Genomic DNA, 23,630 nt, shown 5'->3' on the forward strand with positions numbered 1-23,630 from the left:
TGCCTCCCCTACCGCTCGGCCAGACGCAACAGCAGGCTCTTGACCTCGGTCGCGCCGATCCGGTCGACCGCCCCGGTGGCATCGGAACACAACAGCACCGGCGCGTCCGCGGCATCGTCGGGCAGGCGCCCGTGCGAGCCGCGCACCGCCCGCGCCCCCGCGTCCAGACCGACCACCCGCATCAGGTACCGCATGCCGAGCTTCTTGCGGGCCAGCGCGGTCGCGGCCCGTCGCTTCGCGGCCGCCGGCCCGGCCGGATCGAAGAACAGCTCGGCCGGGTCGTAGCCGGGTTTGCGATGGATGTCGACAAGCCTCGCGAAGTCCGGGGCGCGGTCGTCGTCGAGCCAGTAGTAGTAGGTGAACCACGCGTCCCGCTCGGCGACCAGCACCAGCTCACCGGAGCGTTCGTGGCCCAGACCGTCGTGCACCTCGGCCACCCCCGGCAGCTCCCTGAGCAGCGCCGAGACGGCCGGCACGTCGGCCGGGTCCCGCACGTACACGTGGGCCACCTGATGGTCGGCGACCGCGAACGCCCGGGACGTCCACGGATCCAGGTACTCCATACCGTCCTGCGTGTACACCCGCAGCAGACCCTTCTCCCGCAGCAGCCGGTTGACGTCGATCGGCCGGTGCACCGGGGTGATGCCGTACTCCGACAGCGCCACGATCGTCGCCCCGCGCCCTGCGGCGGCGTCCAGCAGCGGTCCCAGCACCTCGTCCAGTTCGGCGGCCGCGGACGCCGCCCGCGGATCGTCGGGACCGAAGCGCTGCAGGTCGTAGTCCAGATGCGGGACGTAGACGAGGGTCAGGTCCGGGTCGTGGTCGGCCATGATCTGCTCGGCGGCCCGGCAGATCCACTTCGACGAGGCCAGGCCGGCGCCCGGCCCCCAGTAGGTGAACAGCGGGAACGTACCGAGCTTCGCCGTCAGCTCGTCGTGCAGCTCCGGCGGATCGGTGTAGCAGTCCGGCTCCTTGCGCCCGTCCGCGTAGTAGATCGGCCGTGGGGTGACCGTCCAGTTGACGTCCGCGCCCATGGCGTACCACCAGCAGATGTTGGCGACCGTGTAGTCCGGTGCCGTGCGGCGGGCGGCCTGCCAGACCTTCTCCCCGCCGACCAGTGCGTGATGCTGCCGCCAGAGCAGAACCTCGCCCAGGTCGCGGAAATACCAGCCGTTGCCGACGATCCCGTGCCCGGCCGGCGTCTCGCCGGTCAGCAGGCTGGCCTGCACCGAACAGGTGACGGCCGGGAGCACCGGATCGAGCCGGGCGGTGAACCCGGTGCCGGCGATCGAGCGCAGCCGCGGCATGTGCTCGAGCAGCTTCGGAGTCAGTCCGACCACGTCGAGGACCACGAGCTTCCTCATGCGTTCACCCGCCCGGTCAGCACGTCGCGCGTCCAGGCCAGCTCGCCGGCGATGCCGTCGGCCAGTTCGGCCGGGGAGGTCGGCCGGTGACCGGGCGGCAGCACGTCCCAGGTGTACGTCTCCACGTCGAAGTGGTCGCACGACACCACACCCAGCGCCTCCCGCAGCAATCCGGTGGTGGCCGTCAGCGGTGGCTCCGGCGGGGCGTGCACCGGCACGTGGAAGTGCACCCGCCACGGCCCGGCCGGGTTCTCGGCCAGCGCGATGTCCAGGTCGTCGCAGCTGTGCCCGGCCGCGGTCCTCGTCTGGTGCAGGAAGCGAGGTTCGGCGTAACGCTCCAGCACCGGCCGGGCGCCAATGGGATCGGCGACCTCCAGGGCGGCCGAGACCTGCACCTTGACCACCGGGATCCCGGCCGTGGCCAGCCGTTTCACCGCGTCGGCCGGATCCTCCCAGGCACAGGCCAGGTGCGCCAGATCGAGGCAGACACCGAGCCGGTCGGTGTCCGCGCCGGCCAGCATGTCGACGGCCTGGGTGGTGTTCTCGGCGACGCAGCCGGGCTCGGGTTCGAACGCCACCCGTACCAGCCGGCCGGTCTCCCAAGCGATCTCGGTGAGACCGTGGGCGAGCCGGTCGAGCATCTGCCGGGCCGCGTCCCGCCGCGCCGGTGGCCACGGCTCCCGCCAGGCCAGCGGCAACGTCGACACCGAACCGCGCTCCGCGTCGTCGGGCAGCAGGTCGACCAGGATGCGGGCCAGGTTCAGTGTGTAGTCCAGGCGTTCCGGGGTGGTCCAGTCCGGCCGGTAGACGGCGTGCTTGACCACCGGAGCCTGGAACGCCTCGTACGGGAAACCGTTGAGGGTGACCACCTCGAGCCCGCGCACATCGAGCTCGTGACGCAGCCGCCGCCGGGCGTCACCGTCCCCGGCGAGTTCGGCGGCCATCGGCGCGGCCAGCCACAGGCCCAGCCCGAGCACGTCCACGCCGAGCCGTTCCCGGACCGCGACGGCGTAGGTGTCGAACTGTCCGATGATGCCGGGCAGGTCCTCGGCCGGATGCACGTTCGTGCAGTAGCTGAGATGAACCTGCCGGCCGTCGTGATGGCGTACCCGCATCAGCTGCCCCCTCGCAGGATCGAGCTGCCCTCGAAGAGCGGCCCGGTGTCGGTGGTCTCGCTGACGTCGAGGCGTCCGGACTGGCCGTAGAACTCCACCGGGTTACGCCACAGCACCCGGTCCACGTCGTCGTCGCTGAACCCGGCCGCCAGCATCGCCTCGCCGGTGCGCCGGGTGAGCAGCGGATCCGAGCGGCCCCAGTCGGCGGCCGAGTTGACGAGCATCCGGTCCAGACCGTGCTCGCGCAGGATCTCCACCATCCGCGGTGGGGACATCTTCGTGTCCGGATAGATCGAGAAACCCATCCAGCACCCGGAGTCGTGCACCTCGCCGACGGTCACCTCGTTGAGATGGTCGACGACCACCCGGCCCGGCGAGATACCGCTCTCCCGCACCACGTCCAGGGTCCGTTTGACGCCCTGCGCCTTGTCCCGGTGCGGGGTGTGCACCAGCGCCGGCAGCTCGTACTCGACAGCAAGCGCCAGCTGCACGGCGAACGCCTCGTCCTCCTCCGGCGTCATCGCGTCGTACCCGATCTCACCGACCGCCACCACCGAATCCTTGTCGAGGTAGCGCGGGATCAGCTCCAGCACCGGCCGGCAGCGCGGGTCGTTGGCCTCCTTCGGGTTCAGCGCGATGGTGGCGTGGTGGCGGATGCCGAACTGGGCGGCCCGGAACGGCTCCCAGCCCACGAGCGAGTCGAAGTAGTCGGCGAACGAACCCGGGTTGGTCCGGGGCTGGCCCAGCCAGAACGCCGGTTCGACCACGGCCCGGACACCGGCCTCGGCCATCCGTCCGTAGTCGTCGGTGGTGCGTGAGGTCATGTGGATGTGGGGGTCGAAGATGCGCACGGGACCTCCAAGAGGGACGGTCAGGGGATGCGTTCGAGCAGGCGGTGCGCGTCGTCGGGCAGCCGGCGTCCGGCCGCCTCACGCTCCGCGCGAAGAGCGGAGACCATCGCGGCCAGCTCACGGTCGGCCCGTTGGTCCAGGTTGTCGACTTTCTCCAGCGGTACGCCCACGAAGACGCACTTGAGCACCGCGTGCCGCCAGGCGTGCTGATCGAGATGCCGGGCGTACGGCCCGACCGCGGCCGCGATCAGCCGGGTGTCGTTGGTGCGCAACGCGTCGTGCAGCAGCGGCACCGCCTCGGCGCCGAGCGGCAGTTCCGGCAGCGCCTCCAGGACGGCCAGCTTCTCGGCCGCGTCGCCGTGCCGGTACAGATCGTCGGCCCAGTGGGGCACCGCCTCCGGCGGCAGGGCGAGCAGCAGCCGTTTCCGCGCCTGATCGGCCGGCCGGTGGTGGCGGCCCGCCGCGGCGAACAGGCGCACGATCGATGCGGGGTTGTCACTGACTTTCGCGACGGCCTCGGTGAGCCACGCGTTCGGTTCCATGGGCACCTCCCCTATTTCTCGGCGGCTCGCAGGAACTCCAGGGACCGGGCCGCCACCGTGGGTGCGGCGTGTGAGTGCCGGGGCAGTTCCACGGCGACGAGCCCGGCGTACCCGGCGGCGGACAGGGCCGCCAGCACCGGCGGGAAGTCGATCTCCCCGGTGCCGAACTCGAGGTGTTCGTGCACGCCCCGCCGCATGTCGTCGATCTGGACGTTGACCAGGTGCTCGGCCACCGCCGTGACGCAGTCGGGAATCGGTGCCGGCTCCAGGCAGCGGCAGTGCCCGATGTCGAGCGTGATACCGAGTGCCTCCGGCGAGCCGAGAGCGGCGTGCAGCCGCCGCCAGTCGGCGATGTCGGCCACGAGCATGCCCGGTTCCGGTTCGAAGCCGAGCGTCACGCCCCGCCGCTGGGCGACGTCGACGATCTGCGCGCAGCCGTCGACGAGCCGGTCCCAGGCGGTGTCCTCGGTGACGTCGGCCGGGCGTATCCCGGCCCAGAACGACACCGCCTCGGCGCCCAGGTCGGCGCCGATGCCGACGGCCCGGCGCAGAAACTCCAGGCGCAGCTCCCGGTCGTGTTCCAGCAGCGTCGGCGAGTGCTTGCGCCACGGGTCGAGCAGATACCGGGCACCCGTCTCGATCACCACGGACAGCCCGAGTTCCGCCAGCCGCGCGGCCACCGCGTCGACCCGCCGGGCCAGCTCACCCGCGAACGGGTCCAGGTGGTCGTGATCGAGAGTGAGCGCCACCCCTGCGTAGCCCAGGTCGGCGATCACCGCGAGCGCGTCGTCGAGCCGGTGGTTGGCGAACCCGTTGGTGCCGTATCCGAACCGCAGGCCGCTCATCTCGGCTCCCCTCCGGGCTCGTTCCCCGCGCTCATGCCGGACTCGTCTCTCGCCCTCACGGCCGGCTCGTCGTCCGCGCTCATGCCGGACTCGTCTCTCGCCCTCACGGCCGGCTCGTCGTCCGCGCTCATGTCGGGCTCACTCTTCGGGCCAGCAGGCCGGCCAGCACCGCTGTACCGGCCACCGCCACTCCGGCAGCCGGACGGCCGGCTCGCGCGGTCAGGGCACCCTGCAACGCCGGGAAGGCGGTGATCCCGGCGATCACCGCGCCCTTGAGCGTGTCCGCGTCCGGGCTGGTGACGGCCCGTTGCTGGGCCATGCCGAACCGGGTGGCGTACCAGGCCGAGAGCAGCCCGGCGACCGGCGCCGGCCGGCGGGCGGCGATGCCGGCGACCACCGCGGTTCCGGCCAGGGTCGAGGCGGGCAGCGACGCGGTCGCCCCGGACGTCTCCCGCCGGGACAGCAGGGTGATCAGGTAGGTGTGGGCGGCGACCGTGGCAGCGGCCGGAAGTGCCGCCCGATGCCGCCCGTGGCCGACACCGAGCAGCACGTCGAGCCCGCGGCAGGCCGCCATCACGGCGGGTCCCGCGACGGTCTTCTTGGCGAAGAGGTCGTACGCCCAGACGGCTCCGGCCAGCGGCACGGCGACAGCGGTGGCCCGGCGGCCCCCGGCGAGCGCGGCGATCGTCAGGCCCACCGCGGTCAGTCCGGCGGCGACCCCCAGCGCGGCGCCGGGGCGGACCCGGCCGGACGGGATGGGCCGGCCGGGCCGCTCCAGCGCGTCGATGTGCCGGTCCGACCAGTCGTTGGCGGCCATCCCGGCCCAGTAGAGGCAGACCGAGGCCCCGGCCAGCGCCAGCGTCCGCGGGCGGAGGGTGCCCGCGGCGGCGGCCCCGGCCACCACGTCCCCGGGTACCGACAGGGCGGCGGGTGCGCGTACCAGCTCGGCCAGATCCCGCCAGCCGGTCACGGCCGGGCCCTTCCCGGCCGCCGCTCCGTGCGGCGGACCAGACGGGCCGGGTTCTCCGGGCGGCGGGTCAGACGGGCCGGGTTCTCCGGGCGGCGGACCAGACGAGCCTGGTTCTCCGGGCGGCGGATCATGCCGATGCCTGGTCGAGGCCGGCCACGAACTCGGTCAGCATCCGGAACTGGTCGCCGAGGCCGTGCGAGACGTCGCCCGGCGGGTCCTTGAAGAAGAACGCCAGCTCGGTCAGGGCGCCGGACCGTCCGGCGGCGTGGGCGGCGCCGGTCAGCCGGGCCAGGTCCAGCACGAGCGGGGCGGCCAGCGCCGAGTCGCAGCCGTGCCAGGTGAACTCCAGGCGCATCCGGGTGCCCAGGAACCCGGCGAACGTGATCAGGTCCCAGGCGGTCTTGAAGTTGCCGATGTCCTCGACGTACTCGATCCGGACCGTGCCCTGCGGCTCCTGGCCCAGCGTCTCCTCCAGGACCCGTTGCTTGCTCGCGGTCTTGGCGCTGTTGGCGGCCGGATCGGCGAGGTTCGCCCCGTCGCCGCCGCCGAGCAGGTTGATCCCCGACCAGGTGCGCACGTCCAGGTTGCGCTGGGCGAACATCGGGGCCAGCACCGACTTGAGCAGGGTCTCGCCGGTCTTGCCGTCCCGGCCGGCGTACGGCAGGCGTTGCCGGACGGCCAGCTCGTCCAGGGCCGGCAGTCGCGCGCCGGTGGACGGGGTGAAGTCGACGAACGGGCAGCCGGCGAGCATCGCGGCGTAGGCGTGCAGCGCGCTCGGCGGCAGCACCGGCCCGGGTTCGTGCAGGGCGGCCTCGAGCAGCGCGAGCCGGGCATGGGCGGGATGGTCGCCGGGGACCGGCTCGGTGGAGGCGACGTTCACGACGACGACCCGGTCGAGGTCGTGCCGTTCCCGGAACTCCACCAGGTCGGCGACGATCAGTCCGGCGGTCGCGGCCTGGGTCGCGGCCTCCGGCAGGGGACGGATGTCGGCGTCTGCCGCGGCCAGGTCGGACTGCACGGCGGCCAGCAGCGACGCGGGAAGGACACCGGCGGCCGCCAGTGCCTCGGCCTTCTTGGTGAGGGGAACGGTGGACGGGTCGTGGCCGCCGAAGACCAGGTCACCGAACCCGGGAAGGGCGGGACTGCGCAGACCGGGCAGTTCGGTGACGCAGCCGGTCGGCGCGGCCAGGCCGGCGCGCAGGGCGAGAGCTCCGACGATGCTGGTTACCGCGACGCTGCCGCGACCGCCGACCAGCCAGACACCCAGGGACATGGATCCTCCGCTTCGTTGCTTCCGTGCAGTGCGGGGCGGTGCGGTGCAGACAGGCGGAACCGGTGCGGCGTTCCGGCCCCGCCTGCCGTCAGGGGGTACCGCGAGTCACCCGGTACGGCGCGGGAATCCCGTCCGCGCCGTGCCGGGTGGCGGTCCTCTCCCCCGCCGCCCGTCCGGCCACGGGGCGCACCGTGTCCGGACCCTCGCGGGCGACGGGGAAGCTCGGTTGTCGGACTGTCAGGCAGTGGTCAGGCGGCCACCTCCGTGAGGATCGGCTCCACGCCGGTCCAGCCGGACCCGTGCTCGGCCGACCGGCTGACCGCGTCCAGCACCAGCTGGACCTGCAGCGCGTCGGTGAACGACGGGGTGAGGGGGCTACCGGTGGCGATCGCCTCGAGCAGGTCGCGAGCCTGGTGGGTGAAGGAGTGCTCGTAGCCGATGCCGTGACCGGGCGGCCACCACGCCGACAGGTACGGGTGATCGCCCTCGGTCACCAGGATCGTGGAGAAACCCTGCTCGGTGGACGGCCGGGTGGCGTCGTAGAACTCGAGCTCGTTCATCCGCTCGAAGTCGAAGGCGACCGAACCTCGGGAGCCGTTGATCTCCACCCGCAGCCCGTTCTTGCGGCCGGTGGCGAACCGGGTGGCCTCGTAGGTGGCGATCGCACCGCCGTCGAGCCGGGCCAGGAACAGCGCGGCGTCGTCGACGGTCACCCGGCCGGTCGCGACCGTCCCGTTGCCGTCCCCGGCCGCGGCGCTCAGCCCGCTGGACGCCTGCGGCAGGGGACGCTCCTTGACGAACGTCTCGGTCAGCGCGGTCACCCCGGTGATGCGCTGGCCGGTGACGAACTGGGTGAGGTCGATGATGTGCGCCCCGATGTCGCCGAGCGCACCGGAGCCCGCCTTGTCCTTCTGCAGCCGCCAGACCAGCGGGAACTGTGGATCGGTGATCCAGTCCTGCAGGTAGACGGCCCGGATGTGCCGGATGTCGCCGATCCGCCCGTCGGCGACCAGCTGCCGCATCAGGGTGACCGCCGGCACCCGGCGATAGTTGAAACCGCACATCGACCGGACGCCCGCCGCCTCGGCCCGTACGGCGGCGGCCGCCATCTCACGGGCCTCGTCGATCGTGTTGGCAAGCGGCTTCTCGCACAGGACGTGCTTTCCCGCCGCCAGCGCCGCGATCGCGATCTCGGCGTGACTGTCGCCCGGGGTGCAGACGTCGATCAGGTCGATGTCGTCACGGGTCACCAGCGAACGCCAGTCTGTGGTGTGCTCCTGCCAGCCGAGGCGGGCCGCCGCGGCTGCGACGTTCGCCTCGTCCCGGCCGCAGACCGCCGTCATCCGGGCGTGCAGCGGCAGGTCGTAGACGCGGTTCACGGTGCGCCACGCCTGTGAGTGCGCGGCGCCCATGAACGCGTAGCCGATCATGCCGACCCGCAGTTCCGAGGTGTGCGTGGACAAGATGGGTCTCCCCCCGTAACGGTCAGAACCCGAGCTTCAGGTAGTCGCTCGCGTTCTCCTTCGTGATGGTCTCCGAGGCCAGCACGATGTCCTTGGGCACGCGCAGCTCCACCAGGTCCGACATGCCCTTGTTCTGGCCGATCAACCGGGCCAGGGAGATCGCCGACGAGGCCATCGACGGGCTGTAGGTGACCGTCGCCTTGAGCGGCGTGTTGTCGGCCTGGATCGTCTCGATCGCCTGCTTGGAGCCGGCGCCGCCGATCATGATGAACTCCTTGCGGCCGGCCTGGTTGATCGCGGCCATCACGCCGACGCCCTGGTCGTCGTCGTGGTTCCAGAGCGCGTCCATCCGCGGCAGCGCCTGCAGCAGCTGCGCGGCCTCCTGCTGACCCGAGTCGACGGTGAACCGGGCCGCCCGCCGGTTGGCGACCTTGAACCCGGCGGCTTTCAACGTCTCGGTGAAGCCCTTGGAACGCTCCTGGGTCAGCTCCAGCTCGTCCATGCCGGCGATCTCACCGATGATCGGCGCGCTGACGTTCTTGCTCTTCATCTGGGCGATGATGAAGTCGGCCGCGGCCACACCCATGCCGTAGTTGTCACCCTTGATCTGGGTGCGGTAAGCGCGGGCGTCCGGGAAGGCACGGTCCAGGTTGACGACCGGGATCCCCGCGGCCATCGCCTCGAGGCCGAACGAGTTGAGCTCCTTGCCGTCGTGCGGCAGCAGCACGATGACGTTCGGCTTCTGCCCGATCAGCGCGGACAGTGCCGCGCGCTGGGCGGCCGCGTCGGCGCCCGCCTCGACCGTCTTGAACTCGACGTCCGAGTAGGTCTGGGCCTGCGCCTTGGCGTTGTTGGTGATGGCCGCGATCCACCCGTGGTCGGCGGCGGGTGCGGAGAAACCGATGACGACCTTCTGGCCCGGCGCGGCGTTGCCGCCGGCCGCGCCGGAGTCCTTGGTCTGCGCCGGGGTCGGCGCGGCTTCGTTGCTGGTGCAGGCGGTGAGAAGGGCTCCCGCGCCTACCGCGGCGCCGCTGAAGAGCAGTCGGCGTCGCGACAGGTCGGGGTTGATCTTTGCCATGACCATTCTCCTATGTCTCGTCTCACGAGGACGGGGGTGTGCAGGGTGTGCGAGACCCGGCGGCCGTCCGAATCGACGGCCACCTGGTGTGATATTCCGGGCTCAGCCGGCGGTGGTCGCCCTGTTGCGGGCGAGGAACCGGGTGAGCGACTTGAAGCGGAACTGCTGGACCAGGACCGCGGCGACGATGATGCCGCCCTTCACCATGTTCTGGGCCTCGGTGGAGAGCCCGTTGATGGCGAACAGATTCGTGATCGTCGCGAAGATCAGAACGCCGAGGATGGAGCCGACGATCGTGCCCCGTCCCCCGCTGAGCAGGGTGCCTCCGATGATCGCGGCGGCGATGGCGTCCAGCTCGTACAGGTTGCCCATGGCCGCCTGGGCGGAGGTCGCCTGCGACGTCAGCATGATGGCCGCGATACCGCAGCACAGGCCGGACAGCCCGTACAGCAGCATGGTGTGCAGTTTGACGTCGATGCCGGCGAGCCGGGCGGCCTCCGGGTTACCACCGACGGCCACCGTGCGCCGGCCGAACGTGGTGCGGTTTAGCAGCACCCAGCCGGCCACCGCCACCAGGGCGAGAATGTAGACCAGCAGCGGGACACCCAGGACCCGGTCGCTGGCGAGACTGTTGATGAACGTGTCCTGGGAGATCTGCGTCTGCTTGCCGGAGATCGCGGCGGCCAGACCCCGGGCGGCCACCAGCATCGCCAGGGTGGCGATGAAGGGCACTAGGCGGCCGTACGAGATGAGCACCCCGTTGACCAGGCCGACGGCCACACCCACCACGATCGCTGTGAAGATCATGCCCAGGGTGCCGAACGACTGGGTGGCGAGCGTCGTGCACCACACCCCGGCCAGGGCGACGATCGCGCCGACCGAGAGGTCGATGCCACCGCCGATGATGACGAACGTCATCCCGACCGTGACCACGCCGACGACGGACGCCAGCTGCAGGATCGACACCATGTTGTTCCACACCCAGGTGGAGTCGCTGTACAGCTGCGGCTGGGTGATCGCGCCGATGACGATCAGTGCGACGAGCACACCGACCAGCACCAGGTTGCGGGCCATCGGCTCACCGGACTCGCCGGCCCACGGCAGCTTCCGGCCGCCCTTGGCCACCGCGGTGCCGGCGCCGTGCCCGGCCGGTTCCACCGGTGGCGACTGCGCCGGCAGACCGGTGCCTTTGCTGAGGGTCATGCGGGCGTCCCTTCCATGAGCGACCCCGCCATGACGAGGTCGAGCACCGTGTCTTCGTCAATTTCGTGGGAGGGTGCCTCGCGGACCATCCGGCCCTCCCGCATCACCAGCACGCGGTCGGACAGGCCCAGAACCTCGGGCACCTCACTGGAGACCAGCAGTACGCCCACGCCTTCCGAGGCGAGCCTGCGGATCACCCGGTAGAGCTCGGCCCGCGCGCCGACGTCGACACCGCGGGTCGGCTCGTCGAGCAGCAGCAGGCGGGTACCGCCGAGCAACCAGCGCCCGACCACCACCTTCTGCTGGTTGCCGCCGGACAGCGTGCCCACCGGCCGGCGTACGTCCAGGGGGCGCAGGTCGAGCGATTCCGCGATGCGGTCGGACTCCGCGCGTTCGCGGGCGGCGTTGGTGAACCCCAGCCGCGCCAGGCCGGTGAAGGTCGCCAGCGTCATGTTGCGGTAGATCGGCTCGCCGAGCAGCAGCGCCTGGCTCTTGCGCTCCTCGGGGGCCATGCCCATCCCGGCCCGTACGGCCGAACCGACGTTGCCGGGCCGAAGCTTGTGACCGGCGAGCTCGACGGTGCCGGTGTCGGCCCGGCGGGCGCCGTAGATGGTCTCGAGCAGTTCGGAACGGCCGGAGCCGACCAGTCCGGCGATGCCGACGATCTCCCCGGCGGCGACACTGAGCGACACGTCGCGGAACTCGCCGGCCCGGCTCAGGCCGGTGACCCGTAGCAGTTCCTGCCGCTGCGGCGGCTCCTCCGGGCGGGGCGGGAACACGTACTCGATCGTGCGGCCGGTCATCCGGCTGACCAGTTCACTCGTGGGCGTACCGGCGGCGGAGAGGTTCTCGGCCGTGGTGCGGCCGTCCTTGAGCACCGTGACGCGGTCGCCGATCTGGCGGATCTCCTCGAGCCGGTGCGAGATGTAGATGACCGCGATGCCCTGAGCGGTGAGCCGGCGGATGATCCGGAACAGGTTCTCCACCTCGTCGTGGGCGAGCACCGCGCTGGGCTCGTCCATGATCAGCAGGCGGGCCTCCTGGGACAGGGCGCGGGCCATGCTGACCACCTGCTTGCCGGCCGGCTCCAGCGCGTGCACCATCCGGCGGGCCGGGATCTCCCCGTGCCCGAGCGAGCCGAGGATCTGCCGGGTCCGGTCGGCCATCGCGCCCCGGCGGACGAATCCGAGCCGGCGCGGTTCGTGACCGAGGAAGACGTTCTCCGCCACCGACAGGTCGTCGACGAGGTCGAGTTCCTGGTAGATGGTCGCGATCCCGGCCTTCATGGCCGCCTGCGGATTGGCGAAGGTGACCGGCTGGCCGAGCCACTCGACCGTTCCGGCGTCCGGCCGGTGCACACCGGACAGCACCTTGATCAGGGTGGACTTGCCGGCGCCGTTCTGCCCCAGCAGGCAGTGCACCTCGCCGGCGCGGACCTCCAGTTGCACGCCGTCCAGCGCACGGACGCCGGGGAACGTCTTGACCACGTCGGTGAGGCGCAGGACGACATCGGGTTCGGCCCCGGTGGGCTCGGCGTGGGTGCTCATGGCTGTACCTCCTCGGTCATCGCGTCGCTGCTCCCGCCCACGGCGTCGCGGCCGGTCATGACGCCTGCTCGAAGGCGACGTCGCTGGCCAGAACCGCGGCCCCGGTGGTCCCGGCGCGGGAGCCGAGCTCGGAGAGCACGATCGGGAGGTTGCCGGTGGCCAGGGGCAGCGACCGGCGGTAGACAGCGCTGCGGATCTCGGCGAGGAGGATGTGGCCCAGCTGGGCGAGTCCTCCCCCGATCACGATCATGGACGGGTTGGCGAAACTGACGAGCGACGCCAGCACCGAGCCGATCCGGTGGCCGCCCTCACGGATCAGCTTGATGCAGACGACGTCACCCTCGGTGGCACCCTCGGCGACGTCGCGGGCGGTCAGCGGACCGCCCGCGGCAAGCCGGTCGGCGAGCGCCTGGGAGGCGCCGGATCGAGCCGCCACCAGGGCCTCCCGGGCCAGCGCTGTACCGCTGAACAGCGCCTCGAGGCATCCGACGTTGCCGCACGAGCACATCGGGCCGTTGGGGTCGACCTGGATGTGGCCGATGTCGCCGGCGCAGCCGTCGGTGCCGCGGTAGACCTCGTCGTTGAGGTAGATACCGCAGCCGATGCCGGTGCCGATCTTCACGAACAGGAAGTCCTGGACGCTGTGCGCCACACCGCCGTGCTGCTCGCCGATGGCCATGATGTTGACGTCGTTGTCGACCACCGCGGGACAGCCGTGCTCGCGGGCCAGCAGCTCACGAACCCCGAACCGGTCCCAGCCCGGCATGATCGGGGGCGAGACCGGGACACCGTCGCGGAAGCTGACCGGACCCGGCACGCCGATCCCGATGGCGTCGAGCCGGTCGTAGGCGCCGTCCACCCTGGCCTTGGCGAGTAGTTCGTTGACCCGGTGCAGGGTCACCTTGGGGCCGGACCGGATGTCGGCCTCCTCGGTGTAGTAGGCGATCGGCTCCAGGCGGCCGTTGGTGACCTCCACGTCGATCGAACTGGCACCCAGGTCGACGGCGGCGAACCGCAGCCGCGGGTGCAGCTCCACCAGCGTGGACCGCCGGCCGCCACGGGAGGCGGCCATCCCGGCCTCGACGACGTAGCCCGTGCTGACCAGTCGCTCCACCTCGGCGAGCAGACGCGGCCTGGGCAGTTGCAGGCGATCGGCCAGCTCAGCCCGCGATGTGGCGCCCTCGTTCCGGAGAAGCCGCAACAGCCGCAGGTAGGGGGGATCGATCGTCATACGCAAGGTTCGACCTCATATCCGCACACCGCAGCGCACCACGGCCGTTTGATGTCACATCCATGTTTCGTCGATGTGTTATATGCGCCACAGTAGAAGTCATCGGTTTAGCTGTCCATAGCTTCTTGAAGATCGACATTAAACTTTCGCCGAAATCTGCAAAAGACAGCGTGTTTTGGTTACAAGGGTCTGGTCTATCGTTCGACCGTGCCTTCGACGCGTGAACGGACCACCTTGCGCGCGTTGGTCGTCGGCGGGGCGATGCTGACGCTTGCCGCCTGGCTGATGTTCTGGTGGCTGGCCCTGCCACGCCATGACATCTGCCAGATGACACTGCCCGCGCCCGCCGGCTGCAACCGGGACCGCGTTCCCGTCGCCGTGTTCTGGACCGTCGTCACCGGCGCCCTCTACGGCGTCACGGCGCTCCTGAGGGTGTGGCGGCCCGGACGGCGCTGGTGGTTCACCGGGCTCTTCAGCCTGTTCGTCGCCGCCGTCTGGGGTTACTGGGACGTGCTCTTCGCCTAGCTCGCGGAGTTCTTCGCCTGGCTCGCGCCGGCGTCGGCGCCGGTGGTGACGGCGGCGGCCGCGCGGCGCGACACCGTGGCGTGGTGGAAGGTGCGCCGGTAGCTGTGCGGGCCGACGCCGGTAGCCGCTCGCAGGTGCTGGCGGAACGAGGCGGACGTGCCGAATCCGGCGCACCGGGCGACCCGCTCCACCGGCAGGTCGGTGGTCTCCAGCAGATGCCGGGCCAGGTCAATGCGCTGGTTGGTCAGCCAGGCGCCCGGCGTCGCACCGGTCTCCTGGCGGAACCTGCGGGTGAACGTGCGGATGCTCATCCGGGCATGGGCCGCGAGCGCCGCGAGATTGAGCGGCTCGTCGAGATGCCGCAGCGCCCACTCGCGGGTCGGCGCGGTCGACGTCTCCGCCCGCACCGGCACCGGCTGCTCGATGTACTGCGCCTGGCCACCGTCCCGCCACGGCGGCACGATGCACCTGCGGGCCACCGCGTTGGCGATCTCGCTGCCGTGGTCACGCCGCACGATGTGCAGGCACAGGTCGATCCCGGCGGCGGCGCCGGCCGAGGTGAGCACATCACCGTCGTCGACGAACAGGACCGCCGGGTCGACCGCGACTCGCGGGAACAGCCGCTGGAAGTGCGCGGTGCAGTGCCAATGGTTGGTCGCGGGCCGCCCGTCGAGCAGGCCTGCCGACGCGAGCACGTAGGCGCCGGTGCAGATCGACACGAGCCGGGTGCCCGGCCGGACGTACCCGAGAGCCGTCCTTGCCCGGTCGTCGAGGCGCCCCTCGGTGAACATCGGTTCCAGCGGTTCGAGCGCCGGGACGATCACCGTGCCGGCGGTCGCCAGCACCTCCGGGCCGTGTTCGACATCGATGCTGAAATCGGCGGCCGTCGGCACCGGGCCGGCGCTGAGACCCGCGGTGACGACCTCGTAGAGCGGTGCACCGGTGCGGTCGAAGGCGCTGCCGAAGACCCGTCTCGGGATGCCCATCTCGAACGGGTAGACGCCGGGCAGAGCGAGGACGGCGACGCGATGCATGGCCAGATCTTTGCACATGTCGTCAGTCAGGCCACTGTTTCGGCGCGGCCATGGGCACGAGGCTGGTGACACAACGTCACGAGAGGACCTGTGCACTCATGCGCGCAATCACGCAAGACCGGCTGGGCGGACCCGAAGTACTCACCGAGGCGACACTTGATCGACCCGAGCCCGGCCCGACGGAGATCCTGGTGCGGGTGCATGCGGCCGGCCTCAACCCGGTCGACGTCAAGTCCCGGGCGCACGGTGGCTTCCTCGGGCAGCCACCGTTCGTGCTCGGCTGGGATGTCTCCGGAGTGGTCGAGGAGGTCGGCGTCGGAGTGACCCTGTTCACTCCGGGTGACGAGGTGTTCGGGATGCCGTGGTTCCCGCGGCCCGCCGGTGCCTACGCCGATTACGTCACCGCCCCGGCCCGGCACTTCGCCGCCAAACCCGCCGATCTCGACCATGTGCACGCGGCCGGTCTGCCGCTCGCCGGCCTCACCGCCTGGCAGGCGCTCGTCGACCGCGCCCGGGTTCAGCCCGGCCAGCGGGTCCTGATCCATGCGGCGGGCGGCGGCGTCGGTCATCTCGCGGTGCAGATCGCCAAGGCTCGAGGGGCGTACGTGATCGGGACCGCCCGCGCCGCCAAGCACCACCTGCTGCGGGAACTCGGCGCCGACGAGGTGATCGACTACACGGCCGTGGACTTCGCCGGGGCCGTCGAGCCGGTCGACGTGGTGATCGACCCGATCGGCGGCGCGGACGGCCCCCGCTGCCTGAGCGTCCTCCGGCCCGGCGGCGTCCTGGTGTCGCTGAACTCGCCGGCCGAGCAGCAGCTGGCCGAGCGGGCCGCCGTACTCGGAGTGCGTGCCGGCTTCCTGCTCGTCGAACCGGACCGCGCCGGGCTGCTCGCACTCGCCGAGTTGGTGACCGCCGGCCGGCTGCGGGTGCTCATCGAGGCCGCGATGCCACTGGCCGAGGCCGCGAAGGCACACGAGTTGAGTGAGACCGGCCGGGTCACCGGCAAGATCGTGCTGACCACGGGCGCCGGAAGCTAGACCGCCGCCTTCGCGGAAAGCCTGCCGGGCACGGTGTCAGAAGCCGCTGCCCGGCGCCGGCGACGGGCGGCCCGGCTCGTCGCCCTCATGCACTTCGCAATGCAGCAGGACGCCTGCGCATCGGTTGCCCCGGCCGGGCCGTCATAGCCGCCCCTCCCTGCCTCGACATCCGGAACTCTGACCCCCCGCAGTCTTCGGCGGGGCCGGCGGTAGGTTCGGCGCCACAACGGTGGCGACGGGGAAGGACAGCCGACCATGGATGCCGGTACCGAGGAGTTGAGGCACGCCCACGACGTGCTGTCGGAGTGGTATGCGAAGAACCTGACCGGGGTGCTGGAGAGCATGCCGGTCGAACGGGCAATGCTCGACCTGTTCGCGGAGATGACCTCGGCGGCGGGTACGGACGTCGCCGACGTCGGCTGTGGCACCGGGCGCCTCCTTCCGTACCTGGCCGGCCGGGGCCTGAAGCCGCGCGGGGTGGACCTGTCACCGGGGATGATCGAGGTGGCGCGACGGGAGAACCCGGGCTTCTCCTACGAGGTCGCCGACGTGCGCGAGCTGCCGTTCGCGGACGCCTCCCTGGCCGGGGTGGTGTGCTGGTTCTCCCTGATCTACCTGGCGCCGGACGCCAGAGCCCGCGCGTTCGCGGAACTCGCCCGGGTCGTACAGCCGGGTGGTTGTCTGATCGCCGCCTTCAAGCACGGCACCGGAACCCTGCACCGCAACGGCCCCAGCAGCGCCCTCGGCGTCGATTTCGACCGGTACTGGCTCTCGCCGCGGGAGATGGAGGACCGCTTCGCCACCGCCGGTTTCGCCATGGTCTTCCAGGGTCACACCCCGCCCGGGGACGGCGGCCCGCCCTACGGTTACATGCTGGTCCGCCGGTCCGGCTGACGCACGCTGCGGGCGGGCACCGCACTACATCGACCTGAGCCGACACGGGGGTGGTATGACGGTTTTTCTGTGCCGGAGCTGCGGGGCGGCCCTGACGGTTCCGGTGTCGCGGGTCGTGATGCCACCGCACGCCCATGAGAGCTGGGACTACGGGCTGATGGGCCCGTTGATGGAACCCGGCACGTTCGCCGTCGACCCGCTCCCGTTCGGTCCGCCCTGGCGGCCGTGGGACCAGCCGTTCCAGGACGAGGACCGGTCGTACGGCTGGTACCGCCTCCCGACGCGGATGTCCCGCGGCCCGGCCGGGACCGTGGTGCTCGCGCCCGGCGACGTCCGTGGCACCGTGCTCGACGCCGGGCTGGCGGGCGAGAACGCCTGCTGCGGCTGGGCCGGCCAGGCCGGTCCCAACATGCGGTGCGGGGACTGCGACCAGCTGGTGGCGACCCGCATCGACGACTGCGGCTGCTTCAATGCCACCCGGCTCGACCCGCGCGCCGTCCGGGCCGTGGACGGAGAGGGCCCGCATCCGGTCGTCGCATGGGACGACCTGCTCGGCGGACGGCTCGAACTCCGGCCGTCCGGCGCCTGGGATCCGTCGTGGCCGGCGGCTGTCGCGGAGTCGATCGCCCATCTGCTGGTGGCGTCCGGCGGGTCTCCGGTGTCGGTTCCCGACGGGCGGGTCGCCGAACTGTTCCGCCCGGCCCTCGACTCAATCCTGCCGGCCGGTGACGGATTGTCACTGGTCCTGGCAGGCCCGGGCCGCCCTGCCTCCGGCGGCGACATCGCTCTCGTTCCGCGGCATCCGCAGACCGGCGAGCACTGGCCGGTCCCGGAGATCAGCAGAACCGTCGCGCTGGCCTGGGACGCCTGGGCCCATCTGGCCTTCGGCCACCTTCGCAAGGCGGTCGCCGATCCCATGGACGACCCTCGCGTGCCGCTGACCGGCAGCCTCTTCCGGCCCTCCTACAAGGTGTTGCGGACCGTTCTGGCTCGCATGCCCGAGGCCCGGGCACCGTGGCTGCGGAAGGCCTTCGGCCCGCGCTGAACGGTTCAGGCCGCAGCGAGGACGCAGAACTCGTGTCCTTCCGGATCGGTCAGCACGGTCCACGGGACATCGCCCTGCCCGAGGTCCAGGTCGACGGCCCCGAGCGAGCGCAGCCGCGCCACCTCGGCCGCCTTGTCGTCGCCGGGATACGGCAGCAGGTCGAGGTGCACGCGATCCGGCGCGGTCCTCTCCCCCGGCGTACGAAGGAACTCGAGGTACGGGCCGCCGCCCCCGGCCGAGCGCAGCGTCGCCTGATCGCCGCCCACCGTGTGCAGCACCCAGTCGATCGCCTCACCCCAGAAGCGGCCCATCACGCGTGGATCGGCGCAGTCGACCACGATCGCGGCGATCGGCCCGGTGTCCCGGTAGATGTCCCGGGGTTCCAGCACGCAGAACTCGTTGCCCTCGGGGTCGGCCAGAACCGTCCACGGAACGTCGCGCTGGCCCACGTCGGCGGCGCTCGCGCCGATGGCCAGCAGACGTTCGATCAACTCCGCCTGATGCGCCGGCGAGGTGGTGGCGAGATCGAGATGCACCCGGTTCTTGGCGGCCTTCCGGGGCCCCGGCACGGGCACCACATCGATGCCCAGGACGAGCGGGTCCGGCCAGACGAGACCACCGGCGGGCCCGACGTAGGTGGTGACGCCCTCCGACCCGGGGTAGGCGGTCCAGCCGAGTGCCTCCGCCCAGAACCGGCCGATCGCCGGGGCGTCGAGAGCTTTGATGTTCACCTGAACCGGTCGCAGCGCCATGCCGGCGATCCTATGCGGCACCGCGGGCCACGGCGGCGCGCGGACAACCGGCGACGACCGCGGGCTCCGCAGCCTGGGATCGACGGGCCGTGGTTATGCCCCGGCGGGCACCGCATGCTGGTGTCACATCCAGCGAGCGACACGTTCAGGAGCAGCTCATGCCCCGTAAAGCAGTGAACATCACCGTTCCCGGCCTGTCCGGCAGGCGTGCCGTGGTTACCGGCGCCAGCGACGGCATCGGTCTCCAGGTGGCGGCCCGCCTCGCCGCGGCCGGGGCCGAGGTCGTCATGCCGGTCCGCAACACACGCAAGGGCGAGGCGGCGATCGCCAGGATCCGGCAGCTGACGCCGGGCGCCCGGGTGTCTCTGCGTACGCTCGATCTGTCGTCCCTGGAATCCGTCGGGGCGCTGGGCGAGACCCTGCGGCGCGAGGGTGAGCCGATCCACCTGCTGATCAACAACGCCGGCGTGATGACGCCACCGGAGCGGCAGGTGACCGCGGACGGGTTCGAACTGCAGTTCGGCATCAACCACCTGGGGCATTTCGCGCTGGTGGCGCACCTGATGCCGCTGCTGCGGGCCGGCCGGGCGCGGGTCACGTCGCAGATCAGTGTCGCGGCGAACTCGAACGCCGTGAACTGGGACGACCTGAACTGGGAACGCTCGTACGACGGCATGCGCGCCTACAGCCAGTCGAAGATCGCGTTCGGGCTGTTCGCACTGGAACTGAGCAGGCGGAGCCTCCGGTACGGCTGGGGCATCACGAGCAACCTGTCGCATCCCGGCGTCGCCCCGACCAGTCTGCTGGCGGCCCGTCCGGAGGTCGGCCGGACCCGGGAGACCGCGGGGCGGCGGCTGATCGGGGCGCTGTCCGCACGCGGCATCCTGCTGGGCACCGCCGAGACTGCGGCCCTGCCAGCCCTGTACGCGGCCACCGCCGGCGACGCACGTGACGGCGGGTTCTACGGCCCCAGCGGACCGGGGCACCTGGGCGGCCCGCCCGCGGAGCAGAAGCTCTACTCACGCCTGCACGGTGAGCGGGATGCCGAACGCGTGTGGCAGGTTTCCGAGAAACTGACAGGGGCGTTCGAAGCAGCGCCGCGGTAGAGGGGAAGACCGTGCCGATCGATCGAGCCGGGCTGGCCGAGTTCCTGCGCCGGCGTCGTGAGTCGTTGCAGCCCGAGGACGTCGGCCTGCCGCGTGGACAGCGCCGCCGGACGTCCGGCCTGCGCCGGGAGGAGGTCGCCACGCTCTGTCACATCTCCGCCGACTACTACAGCCGGTTGGAGCGGGAGCGTGGGCCGCACCCGTCCGAGCAGATGATCGCCTCGATCGCGCAGGGCCTGCACCTGTCGTACGACGAACGCGACCACCTGTTCCGCCTGGCCGGGCATCATCCGCCGGTCCGGGGCGGGACCGGCGAGCACATCAGTCCGGGTCTGCTGCGCATCTTCGACCGGCTCACCGACACGCCCGCCGAGATCGTCACCGAACTGGGCGAGACCCTGCGGCAGAACCGGCTCGGCGTGGCCCTCAACGGCGACCTGACCCGTTTCACCGGGCCGGCCCGCAGCATCGGCTACCGCTGGTTCACCGATCCGGCGTGCCGGGCCCTCTACCATCCCGGCGACCACCCGCTGCACTCGCGCGTCTTCGCGTCCGGGCTGCGCCACGTCGCCACCCTGCGCGGACCTCGCTCGCGGGCCGCCGACCTGCAGAAGCTGCTGTTCGACAGCAGCGCCGAGTTCCGCGCCGTCTGGGAGGAACACGAAATCGGCATCCGGTACGCCCACCTGAAACGCTTCGTGCATCCGGACGTCGGCGCGCTGGAGCTGACGTGCCAGGCGCTGCTCGACCCGGATCAGGGACACTCGCTGCTGGTCTACACCGCCGTGCCCGGCAGCGAGAGCTACGAGAAGCTGGAACTGCTCGCCGTCATCGGAGCGACCGGTGTTTCCGGTGCGGCATCAGCCGGGACGCCAGAAAGACGGCCAGCACGCTGAGCAGGAACGCCGTCACCTGAGCGGCGTCGCCCAGGGTACGGGCCATCTCCAGGCCGGAGCGGAGTGCGTCCTCGCGGGCCCAGAGGGAGATTCTGAGCTGCCGGCCCAGGGTCTCGACCCTCTTCCGGTGTCCCGGCGGATCGATGCCGGCGTCGATGCCGTCCCGTTCGGCCACCTCCTGGGCGTCGAGGTACTCGTCGACTGCCAGCCGCAGCGGCTTGCGAAGGGTGCGCTCCTCGAGCGTCAGTTCCCCGGAATCCAGGAGGGAGAGCGCCCGATGCATCGTTGCGCCGGGCATCTCCCCCTCCCTCGGCATGGGGAGGGGCCCCATCAGGGCGACGACGTCGATGCCGCGGGGGAAGTACTGCGGGCCCCTCCTGCCGAGGGTGCTCTCGATGCGTTCCACCGCGCCGAGGGCCGAGTTCACCTCTCGCAGATCGTGCCGTACCTGCCACTCGGTCTCGGTCGTCCACCAGTCGACGGCGGTGGTGCCGGGCAGCAGAACGGTCAGCACGACGATACCGGCGGCGCAACGCGTTCGGCTCAGCATGACCGCGACCATCGGTCACCGGGCCCCGGACCTGAGGAGGCCCCCGGACTTGAGGGGGCCCGACGGCGCGGCGGCCGTACGGGCTGTCCGTTAGGCTCCCGATGATGGATCGAGATCTGCTCGCCGCCCGTGACCTCGCCGTCGACCTGGCGGTCCGCGCCGGCCGGCTGCAGCTGGAGCGACGCGACACCCTGAAGATGGGCGCACCCAAGGCTCACGTGAACGATGTCGTCTCGGATGTCGACATCGACAGTGAGCGGCTGATCGTCGACGCGATCGTCGAGACGTGGCCGGACGACGCCATCCAGGCCGAGGAAGGACACGGCCGCGACGGTACGAGTGGCTGGTCCTGGATCGTCGACCCGCTGGACGGTACCCGCAACTACGTCAGCCGTACCGGACCTTGGTCGGTGTGCATCGCGCTGTACCACGACGATCAGCCCCGGATGGCGGTCGTGCACGAGCCGGCCGCGAACGAGACGTTCACCGCCGTCGACGGGCGGGGTGCCCTGCTCAACGGCGCGCCGATCACCGCATCGACCGGACGCGAACTGCACGAGGCCCTGGTGGGCGTCAGTTTCCAGCCGAACCCGCGGACCAAGGACCGCGCCGGACGGGTGATCCGGGAGCTGTTGCCGCTGGCCGGCGACATCCGCCGGATCCCGGCCGCGCTGAACCTCGTGTATCTGGCGGCCGGCCGGCTGGACGGCGGCCTGGCGCTGGACACGAAACTGTGGGACATCGCCGCGGGTGCCCTCATCGCCCGGGAGGCCGGTGTCGTTCTCGGCGGGCACGGCCCGGACTTCACCACCGAGCTGACGATCGGCGCGGGCCCCTCACTGTGGCCGGCCCTGTCGGAGCGGGTCCGCGCGGCCGACGCCGGTTCCTGAGCCCGGGTGCCTTGCGGTACTACCCGGAGGTGCCTGCTGAGCACCGCGGGAGGTCAGTAGGAGAACGGGTCGTATCCGTCGTTGTTGCAGGTCCGTCGCTGGGCGATGCAGTTGCGGACCCGCTGGTTCATGGCGCCGGCGTCCCACATCACGAACGCGTCGCCGTGCATCGACGAGGCGCTGCGGCCGTCCGGGTCGGACGACAGGTAGTAGCCGGCCCTGGTGCCCTTCGCCCCGTACGCGATGTCGAAGGTCAGCGCCGGGATGCGCACCGGGTGCGCGGCCGGGCAGCCCTCGTCGTCGCCGAACGCCACGTGACCCTTGTGGTCCGGACTGTCCAGGTGCTTGCCGTCCCAGCAGTCCGGGAACTGCAGCATGAAATGCAGACTCGCCGGTTCGGCGCAGATCGGCCAGTTGCCGTTGTCGCTGCGCGCATATCCGTCGATGTCACCGGGTCCGTAGAAAGCGCAGTAGAACTGGCCCTGCGCACCGCGCGGGGTCGGCACTTTCTTCTTGGCGTCACCGGCGATCATTCGCAGGCCGTTGGGAATCGGCAGGATGCCGGTCGAATTCTTCCGCAGGGAACGGTAGTAGACGCGGAATCCGGTGGTCTCGGCGGGCTTCTTGGTGGCCGCCTCGTACAGCGTCGGCACCCAGTAGGCGGAATGGTCGACCGTCGGCATGCAGGTGGTGGCGGTGAATTTCGTGAGGTCTTCGGCAGTGGTGTGGGCGTCGACCGCCTTGTTGCCGACGAACGAGTGCATGTGCGAGGCGCCCGGCAGACCCGGCGCGACGATCGGGTCGTCCGGTCTGCGGTGGCTGTACTTGCAGTCGGCCCGGAACTCGGGCAGGTTGCCGGCATTGACCGGCGGGTCGGCCTTGGTGCGTCGGTAGCCGGCCACCTGCGCATTCCAGGCGGCCCGGTCGATCGGGACCCAGCCGCCCCTGGCCACGGCCGGTTTCGCGGCGGCCGGGGATGTGCCGGCGGCCGGCGCGCTCGCGGCCACCGAGGCCGGCGCCGAGGCGGATCCGGGTAGCGACGTGCCCGGCGCTGCCGTCGCCGCTCCCGGCGCGCCCGGTTCCGATGCCGGCGCGCGGTCGGCGGCGGCGTTCCGCGGCTGCCGGCCGGGGTCGGGCCGGCTCGTCCACACGGCCGCCCCGGTGATCAGGACGACGGCGACCCCGGCCGCGGCGGCGGCCCGCCCGCGCGAGCGGCGAGCATGGCGGCCGGGTCCGGGCGTCGGCTCGGAGGGCGTGGAAGACGGCACAGGTGACTCCCCAGCATGCGGAACACGACAGAACTCGCCGGAATGCTAGGCAGCCGTCACACGCACCGGACAGTCACTTAAAACAAAGCAAAGAAAAGACTGTCCATCGGTACGCATTTCGCGGTCCCGATCCGGAAAAGTGTTATCC

24 protein-coding genes are annotated in these 23,630 nt (G+C 71.3%); 7 read left to right on the forward strand and 17 right to left on the reverse strand.

What is annotated here, in order from left to right; genetic code table 11:
* Window positions 1-8: 8 nt before the first annotated feature.
* The 13 genes from AB0G04_RS33680 to AB0G04_RS33740 all read right to left on the reverse strand — a co-directional run bounded on the left by AB0G04_RS33680 (window position 9) and on the right by AB0G04_RS33740 (window position 13,482).
* Complete coding sequence (locus AB0G04_RS33680; protein WP_360991196.1) at window positions 9-1,364, reverse strand: nucleotide pyrophosphatase/phosphodiesterase family protein; 1,356 nt, start codon at window positions 1,362-1,364, stop codon at window positions 9-11.
* Entirely contained in the window at window positions 1,361-2,479 is a 1,119-nt protein-coding gene (gene eboE / locus AB0G04_RS33685) for a metabolite traffic protein EboE (protein WP_360991199.1), read from the reverse strand. The genes AB0G04_RS33680 and eboE overlap by 4 nt, the downstream gene beginning before the upstream one ends.
* Window positions 2,479-3,330, reverse strand: a complete 852-nt coding sequence (locus tag AB0G04_RS33690) for a TatD family hydrolase (RefSeq protein ID WP_360991202.1) — start codon at window positions 3,328-3,330, stop codon at window positions 2,479-2,481. Before AB0G04_RS33690 ends, eboE begins: the two co-directional genes overlap by 1 nt.
* Before the next feature lie 20 nt (window positions 3,331-3,350).
* A complete protein-coding gene (locus AB0G04_RS33695) occupies window positions 3,351-3,872 on the reverse strand; it encodes an EboA domain-containing protein (RefSeq protein WP_360991204.1) in 522 nt (173 codons plus the stop codon).
* An 11-nt stretch (window positions 3,873-3,883) separates the two neighbouring features.
* Window positions 3,884-4,717 (reverse strand): sugar phosphate isomerase/epimerase family protein, encoded by an 834-nt coding sequence (locus AB0G04_RS33700; protein WP_360991207.1) that lies wholly within the window; start codon window positions 4,715-4,717, stop codon window positions 3,884-3,886.
* 127 nt (window positions 4,718-4,844) lie between these two features.
* Window positions 4,845-5,687 carry an SCO3242 family prenyltransferase gene (locus tag AB0G04_RS33705; RefSeq protein ID WP_360991210.1) on the reverse strand — a complete coding sequence of 281 codons (843 nt, stop codon included), beginning with the start codon at window positions 5,685-5,687 and terminating at the stop codon, window positions 4,845-4,847.
* Entirely contained in the window at window positions 5,684-5,818 is a 135-nt protein-coding gene (locus tag AB0G04_RS33710) for a hypothetical protein (protein ID WP_360991212.1), read from the reverse strand. The genes AB0G04_RS33705 and AB0G04_RS33710 overlap by 4 nt, the downstream gene beginning before the upstream one ends.
* Window positions 5,815-6,960, reverse strand: a complete 1,146-nt coding sequence (locus tag AB0G04_RS33715; RefSeq protein ID WP_360991214.1) for an inositol-3-phosphate synthase — start codon at window positions 6,958-6,960, stop codon at window positions 5,815-5,817. Before AB0G04_RS33715 ends, AB0G04_RS33710 begins: the two co-directional genes overlap by 4 nt.
* Window positions 6,961-7,208: 248 nt before the next feature.
* Window positions 7,209-8,423, reverse strand: coding sequence for a Gfo/Idh/MocA family oxidoreductase (locus tag AB0G04_RS33720; protein ID WP_360991217.1), 1,215 nt, complete (start codon window positions 8,421-8,423; stop codon window positions 7,209-7,211).
* Window positions 8,424-8,445: 22 nt separating this feature from the next.
* Complete coding sequence (locus AB0G04_RS33725; protein ID WP_360991220.1) at window positions 8,446-9,501, reverse strand: substrate-binding domain-containing protein; 1,056 nt, start codon at window positions 9,499-9,501, stop codon at window positions 8,446-8,448.
* A gap of 102 nt (window positions 9,502-9,603) precedes the next feature.
* Window positions 9,604-10,704: an ABC transporter permease gene (locus tag AB0G04_RS33730; protein WP_360991222.1), complete on the reverse strand. Its 1,101-nt coding sequence runs from the start codon at window positions 10,702-10,704 to the stop codon at window positions 9,604-9,606.
* Window positions 10,701-12,251: a sugar ABC transporter ATP-binding protein gene (locus tag AB0G04_RS33735; protein WP_360991225.1), complete on the reverse strand. Its 1,551-nt coding sequence runs from the start codon at window positions 12,249-12,251 to the stop codon at window positions 10,701-10,703. The genes AB0G04_RS33730 and AB0G04_RS33735 overlap by 4 nt, the downstream gene beginning before the upstream one ends.
* A 55-nt stretch (window positions 12,252-12,306) precedes the next feature.
* Complete coding sequence (locus AB0G04_RS33740; RefSeq protein ID WP_360991228.1) at window positions 12,307-13,482, reverse strand: ROK family protein; 1,176 nt, start codon at window positions 13,480-13,482, stop codon at window positions 12,307-12,309.
* Between the two features lie 207 nt (window positions 13,483-13,689).
* On the opposite strand from AB0G04_RS33740, the gene AB0G04_RS33745 reads away from it, so the two are divergent.
* Window positions 13,690-14,007 (forward strand): hypothetical protein, encoded by a 318-nt coding sequence (locus AB0G04_RS33745; protein WP_360991231.1) that lies wholly within the window; start codon window positions 13,690-13,692, stop codon window positions 14,005-14,007.
* On the opposite strand, the gene AB0G04_RS33750 is transcribed toward AB0G04_RS33745, so the two are convergent.
* Window positions 14,004-15,041: a helix-turn-helix domain-containing protein gene (locus AB0G04_RS33750; protein ID WP_360991233.1), complete on the reverse strand. Its 1,038-nt coding sequence runs from the start codon at window positions 15,039-15,041 to the stop codon at window positions 14,004-14,006. The two genes, AB0G04_RS33745 and AB0G04_RS33750, sit on opposite strands and share 4 nt — an antisense overlap.
* A gap of 98 nt (window positions 15,042-15,139) precedes the next feature.
* Between AB0G04_RS33750 and AB0G04_RS33755 the strand changes: the two genes are divergently transcribed.
* From AB0G04_RS33755 to AB0G04_RS33765, 3 genes are all read left to right on the forward strand, one after another.
* Entirely contained in the window at window positions 15,140-16,081 is a 942-nt protein-coding gene (locus AB0G04_RS33755; protein WP_360991236.1) for an NADP-dependent oxidoreductase, read from the forward strand.
* A gap of 255 nt (window positions 16,082-16,336) precedes the next feature.
* Window positions 16,337-16,975, forward strand: coding sequence for a class I SAM-dependent methyltransferase (locus tag AB0G04_RS33760; protein ID WP_360991239.1), 639 nt, complete (start codon window positions 16,337-16,339; stop codon window positions 16,973-16,975).
* Between the two features lie 55 nt (window positions 16,976-17,030).
* Complete coding sequence (locus AB0G04_RS33765; protein ID WP_360991242.1) at window positions 17,031-18,020, forward strand: hypothetical protein; 990 nt, start codon at window positions 17,031-17,033, stop codon at window positions 18,018-18,020.
* 5 nt (window positions 18,021-18,025) lie between these two features.
* Here the strand turns inward: AB0G04_RS33765 and AB0G04_RS33770 are convergent, their stop codons facing one another.
* The gene (locus AB0G04_RS33770) at window positions 18,026-18,772 is read right to left on the reverse strand and encodes a VOC family protein (protein ID WP_360991244.1); all 747 of its coding nucleotides are present in this window, start codon (window positions 18,770-18,772) and stop codon (window positions 18,026-18,028) included.
* A gap of 158 nt (window positions 18,773-18,930) precedes the next feature.
* Here AB0G04_RS33770 and AB0G04_RS33775 point away from each other — a divergent pair, with 158 nt between their 5' ends.
* The gene (locus AB0G04_RS33775) at window positions 18,931-19,878 is read left to right on the forward strand and encodes an SDR family oxidoreductase (protein ID WP_360991247.1); all 948 of its coding nucleotides are present in this window, start codon (window positions 18,931-18,933) and stop codon (window positions 19,876-19,878) included.
* 11 nt (window positions 19,879-19,889) lie between these two features.
* Window positions 19,890-20,774, forward strand: coding sequence for a helix-turn-helix transcriptional regulator (locus AB0G04_RS33780; protein WP_360991249.1), 885 nt, complete (start codon window positions 19,890-19,892; stop codon window positions 20,772-20,774).
* Here the strand turns inward: AB0G04_RS33780 and AB0G04_RS33785 are convergent.
* Window positions 20,707-21,324: a hypothetical protein gene (locus tag AB0G04_RS33785; RefSeq protein WP_360991252.1), complete on the reverse strand. Its 618-nt coding sequence runs from the start codon at window positions 21,322-21,324 to the stop codon at window positions 20,707-20,709. The genes AB0G04_RS33780 and AB0G04_RS33785 overlap by 68 nt on opposite strands.
* A 101-nt stretch (window positions 21,325-21,425) precedes the next feature.
* Between AB0G04_RS33785 and AB0G04_RS33790 the strand changes: the two genes are divergently transcribed.
* Window positions 21,426-22,214, forward strand: a complete 789-nt coding sequence (locus AB0G04_RS33790) for an inositol monophosphatase family protein (RefSeq protein ID WP_360991255.1) — start codon at window positions 21,426-21,428, stop codon at window positions 22,212-22,214.
* Between the two features lie 53 nt (window positions 22,215-22,267).
* Here the strand turns inward: AB0G04_RS33790 and AB0G04_RS33795 are convergent, their stop codons facing one another.
* A complete protein-coding gene (locus AB0G04_RS33795) occupies window positions 22,268-23,482 on the reverse strand; it encodes a DUF1996 domain-containing protein (RefSeq protein WP_360991258.1) in 1,215 nt (404 codons plus the stop codon).
* Between the last annotated feature and the right edge of the window lie 148 nt (window positions 23,483-23,630).

The organism is Actinoplanes sp. NPDC023801, assembly GCF_040639655.1.
Classification (GTDB): Bacteria; Actinomycetota; Actinomycetes; order Mycobacteriales; family Micromonosporaceae; genus Actinoplanes.